Genomic DNA, 4,216 nt, shown 5'->3' on the forward strand with positions numbered 1-4,216 from the left:
TTTTTTTTAATCCCCCGCGGGGCGGTCGTGGGGGGAAACCCGGCGCCCCGCCCCCCGGGGCCCCCCCCGGCGCCCCCCGCGCCCGTGGGTCATCGGAGGACCCTGGCGCTGCCGTGATCAGTTGATGGTGAAGATCAGGCAGGTCAGGATGAGGCAGGTGTACTGGCAGCCGGCGCCGTGGCCGGTCAGCTCGACGGACTCGCTCTCCGGCAGCTCCTGGAGCGCCGCGAGGTCGGTCTCGAAGTCCACCATGTTCTCCATGATCTGTTCCTCCCCTTGAGTGCGCGCCCGCCGCGATCTGCCTGCGGGCGCCGGGTATCGCCCCCGGGCGGCTCCGTCCGCCGCGCCGGGGTGGTGCCCCGGGCCGTCGGGCCCGGGAGTCTGTGGGGTGTGTCGCCGTGCGGGGCCGGTCAGCCCGGCCGGCCGGTGCGCAGGAAGGCGGCGAGCAGTTCGTGCAGCACGGCCGCGCCCTCCTCGGCCAGCACCTCGTGCCCGGACCCGGCCGCCTCGACGTACCGGAAGTCCGCGCCCTCGACCCGGCCGATCCGCAGCAACTCGTGCCGCAGCGAACGGGATTGGCTCACCGGGACGACCTCGTCCCGGTTGCCGTGCACCACGAGCAGCGGGGCGCTCAGCCGGTGCGCGAGCTGGAGCACGTCGCGTGGCCCGCGGGCGTCCGCGATCTGCTCGCCGCCGCCCAGCCGGGTGGTCAACGCCCGGACCGGGGGCGCCGCTTCGGCCAGCAGCCGGGCGCCGGACAGGAACGGCGCGACCACCGCGCACCGCGCCACGTGCTCGGCCGGGGCGTGCGCCGCCGCCAGCAGGGCCAGGAACGCGCCGTAGCTGACGCCGAACAGCGACGGCGGCTCCAGGCCGAGCGCCGCGCGCTGCCCCGCGAGGCCGTCGAGCAGGTACAGGACGTCGTCCAGGTCGGGCCCGCCCCACGCGCCGCGGATCGCCATCGCGTGCGGCACGCCGTACCCGGTGGAGCCGCGCTGGTTCGGCGCGACCACGGCCAGGCCGTCCGCGGCCATCCGCTGCAGGGCCGGGTCGAACTCCAGCCGCCAGGCGTCCGCCGGGCCGCCGTGCAGCGCCAGGACGAGGTGCGGGCTGCTCAGCCACGCGTCGCCGCCGTACACGACGGCCTCCAACGGCCCGGCCGGGCCCGCGAGTTCGATGCTCTGGGCGGGCTGCCAGCGACCGCCGTCGCCGGGTGCCGTGCTGCCGTCCAGCCGCCAACCGGGCGGCTGCGTACGGGGGATGCGTGCGCCGCCGGGCTGCCACGGCAGCACCGTGTCCCGCCAAGGGCCGGGCAACCCCGAGCCCAGCGGGGCCAGTTGGAGGGGCAGCGGCATCGGTCCGGACGCCGGGGACGCCGGGCCGTGCGCCAGCAGTGCGTCCACGTCCAGCGCCGCGAGCGCCGCCGGGTGGTCCGGTGCCGAGTACGGCATCCGCAGCCCCGCCTCCCCCCAGTGCCCGACCGCGCCGAGCCGGCCCGGCGGCACCGGGAGCGGGTCCAGCCGTCCCGCCGCGGGCCGCCACAGCGCCAGCGCCGAACCCGCGCCGTGGTCGATCTGCACCGCCACCCGCGGCCCGTCCGCCGCCTGCCGCAGCGCCACCGGCCGCAGGAACATCCCCGCCACGTGCAGGCGCTCCGGGAACCGCAGCGGCTCGCCGCCGCCCAGCACGCCCCAGCCCAGCCGGTCGGTGCCCGGCGCGTCGCTGCGCACCATCGCGAAGCGGCTGTCGGGGTCGAACAGGACCAGGCGGTCGTTGCTGCGCTCGCCGATCTCCAGCAGCGGGGTGACGGCGCCGCTGCGCACGTCCAGCACGACGGTGCGGACGATCCCCGCGCTCACCCGGTCCAGGGCGAGCAGCGCCCCGGTGTGGTCCAGCCAGACCCCGCCGCCGTGCAGACCCGGTACCTCGGCGACCTGTTCGGGCTCGCTGCCGTCCGTCCGGACCAGCCAGACGGTGGTCGCCGGGCGGGTGTCGGTGCCGAGCGCGAGCGCCACGGGGGCGGAGGGGGCGGTGCGGCCGGCCGGCAGCGGCAGGAGGCGCAGGCCGGGCATCCGGAGCGTCGCCAACTGTGTTTCCGTGCACGTGCCTTCGCGGGACGACAGGTGGACGAGGTCGTGCCGCTCGCCGTCGTGCCGGCAGATCAGGACCGACCCGTCCGGCAGCGAGACCAGCTGCGAGCGCAGGCTCTCCGAACGGTTGCCGGACAGTGGCAGCGCGGTCGGGGCCGCCGGTCCGCCGTCCGCCGGGAGGTGCCAGCTCTCTGCGTACCAGCCGCCGTCGGCGGCCGAGGCGAGGCACGCGGCGTGGCTGCCGTCGGGCGCGAAGGTGAAGCTCAGGCGGCGCAGCGCGTTGGTGCGGGCCGGGGCGGCGACGTTCACGGTCGGCCCACCTCGTCCGTGGCGCGGGCCGGCCGGCGCGTGGCGGGCGGCACCGGGTCCACCCAGAGGCGGGGGCCGCCGTGCCGCAGGCGCAGCAGGAAGGCGAGCACGCCGGCGGTGCCGGTGCCGTAGCCGGGCGCGCACCCGGTGCCCGTCTCGTCGGGGAGTACCACGAGGCCGTCGCGGAGGGCGGAGCGGGCGGCGATCAGGTGCGCCAACTCCTCGGCCCCGGAGCGGAATTCGCGCTCACCGGTGGCTTCGGCGAGGTCCAGCAGGTACTCGCCGTCGCCCGCCAGGCCGTGGCAGGCGCTCACCCCGCTGTGCCAGCGGCCGGCCAGCACGGCCCGCCCGGCGGCGAGCGCCAGCTCGTGGGCGGTGGCGTCCCCGGTGACCTGCCAGAGCCGGAGGAGGAACGTGCCGACGCCGGAGGAACCGCTGCACCAGTGCGGGAGCCGGATGTGCGGGGCGTCGTCCGCGCTCTGCGGCCACCAGGCGGGACCGGTGCCGGTGCCGGCACCGCCGCCGTCGCGGCGGGCGGTGGCGGTGAGCGTGCGGCCCGCCTCGACGGCACCGGCCAGGAGCGCGGGATCGCCGGTGGCCTCGGCGGCGGCCAGCAGGAAGGCGCCGACCCCGGCGACACCGTGCGCGAACCCGAGGTGGGTGATCCCGGCGAGCGCCGAGTCGAAGTCCTTCGGCACCGGCCAGACCAGCCCGTACGGCTCCCGCCGGGCGGCCGCGAGGAGCGCACGGCCGCCGCGCGCGGCGCGGGCGAGGAAGGCGGACGCCCTGGTGCCGTCGGCGTCGGCGTCGGCCTCGGTGTCGGCGTCGGCGGCGAACCGCAGCTGGGTGAGGCCCGCCCCCGCGGCGCCGTGGCAGACATCGGGGTTGGGCCACTCGACGTCGACCCGCAGCGCCATCGCCGAGGCCCGCTCGGCGAGTTCGCGGTCGTCGAGCGCCCGGGCGGCGTCGAGGAGCGCCCACGCCGTGCCCGACCGCCCGAAGTGCAGTCCCGGCAGGACGACCGGCTCGGCCGCACAGCGTCGCTCGATCCAGTCCGCCGCCACCCGGAGCGTTCCGTCGTCTTCGGGAAGCCCGCCCACGAGCGCGGCACGGGCGAGAACGGCGAGCACCCCGGCGGCCCCGTGCTGCACGTTGCACGGATCCGTCCGCTCCCCGGCCGCCACGACGGGCCACAGGCGGTCCCGCCGTGCGGGCGTGGCGGTGACGGCGAGGTGCCGCAGGCCGTCCGTCAGCACCCGGTCGAGGTCGACGGCCGGCGCAGCGTCGGACCAGTCGTCCCAGGGGAGGCCAACGATGAGTGCACTGGGGGACTGGGTGGAGGCGTCTTCGGCCGGGCCCGTCCCGGCCTGCTGCTTACCCGGGTGGGCGGTTGCGGACCCAGGGTGGCCGTCGGCCTTGGGGCTCTCGGTCGTGGGCTGCGCGCCGCCCTGTCGCTCGGCGGCGGGCGCGGCGTCGTGCCGGGGGAGGCCAACGACGTCGGCGAGGCGGAGTGCGCTGGGTGACTGCGCGGAGGCCTCGGGGCTTCCTGCCGTGGGCGGCGTGCCGCCCCGTTGCTCGGCGGCGGGCGCGGCATCGCGAGGGAGGAGGTCGGAGGCGCCGACGGGGCGGAGCGCGCTGGGGGGCTGTGTGGCGCCGGATGCACTCGACGGCGTGCCCTCGCCGCCCCGGCCTTCGGCGGTCGGGCCCGCACTCGACGGCGTGCCCTCGCCGTCCCGGCCTTCGGCGGTCGGGCCCGCACTCGACGGCGCGCCCTCGCCGTCCCGGCCTTCGGCGGTCCGGCCCACGCCCGACGGCGT

The 4,216-nt window shown here is 77.9% G+C and carries 3 protein-coding genes; all 3 read right to left on the reverse strand.

The window, feature by feature from the left end; all coding sequences use genetic code 11:
- Positions 1 to 117: 117 nt before the first annotated feature.
- Positions 118 to 261: a VenA family class IV lanthipeptide gene (locus ACFXDE_RS38355; RefSeq protein WP_363659199.1), complete on the reverse strand. Its 144-nt coding sequence runs from the start codon at positions 259 to 261 to the stop codon at positions 118 to 120.
- Positions 262 to 410: 149 nt separating this feature from the next.
- Positions 411 to 2,399, reverse strand: a complete 1,989-nt coding sequence (locus ACFXDE_RS38360) for an alpha/beta hydrolase family protein (protein ID WP_380498966.1) — start codon at positions 2,397 to 2,399, stop codon at positions 411 to 413.
- Positions 2,396 to 4,216 (reverse strand): lanthionine synthetase LanC family protein (locus ACFXDE_RS38365; protein ID WP_380498967.1); only part of this gene is annotated, 1,821 nt, incomplete at its 5' end. The genes ACFXDE_RS38365 and ACFXDE_RS38360, both read right to left, overlap by 4 nt.

It is taken from the genome of Kitasatospora sp. NPDC059408, assembly GCF_042751525.1.
In the GTDB taxonomy this organism is placed as follows: domain Bacteria; phylum Actinomycetota; class Actinomycetes; order Streptomycetales; family Streptomycetaceae; genus Kitasatospora.

What these genes read in the sequence shown, in the direction of transcription:
- ACFXDE_RS38355 (WP_363659199.1), bottom strand. Translation starts at nt 261, where the DNA reads ATGGAGAACATGGTGGACTTCGAGACCGACCTCGCGGCGCTCCAGGAG.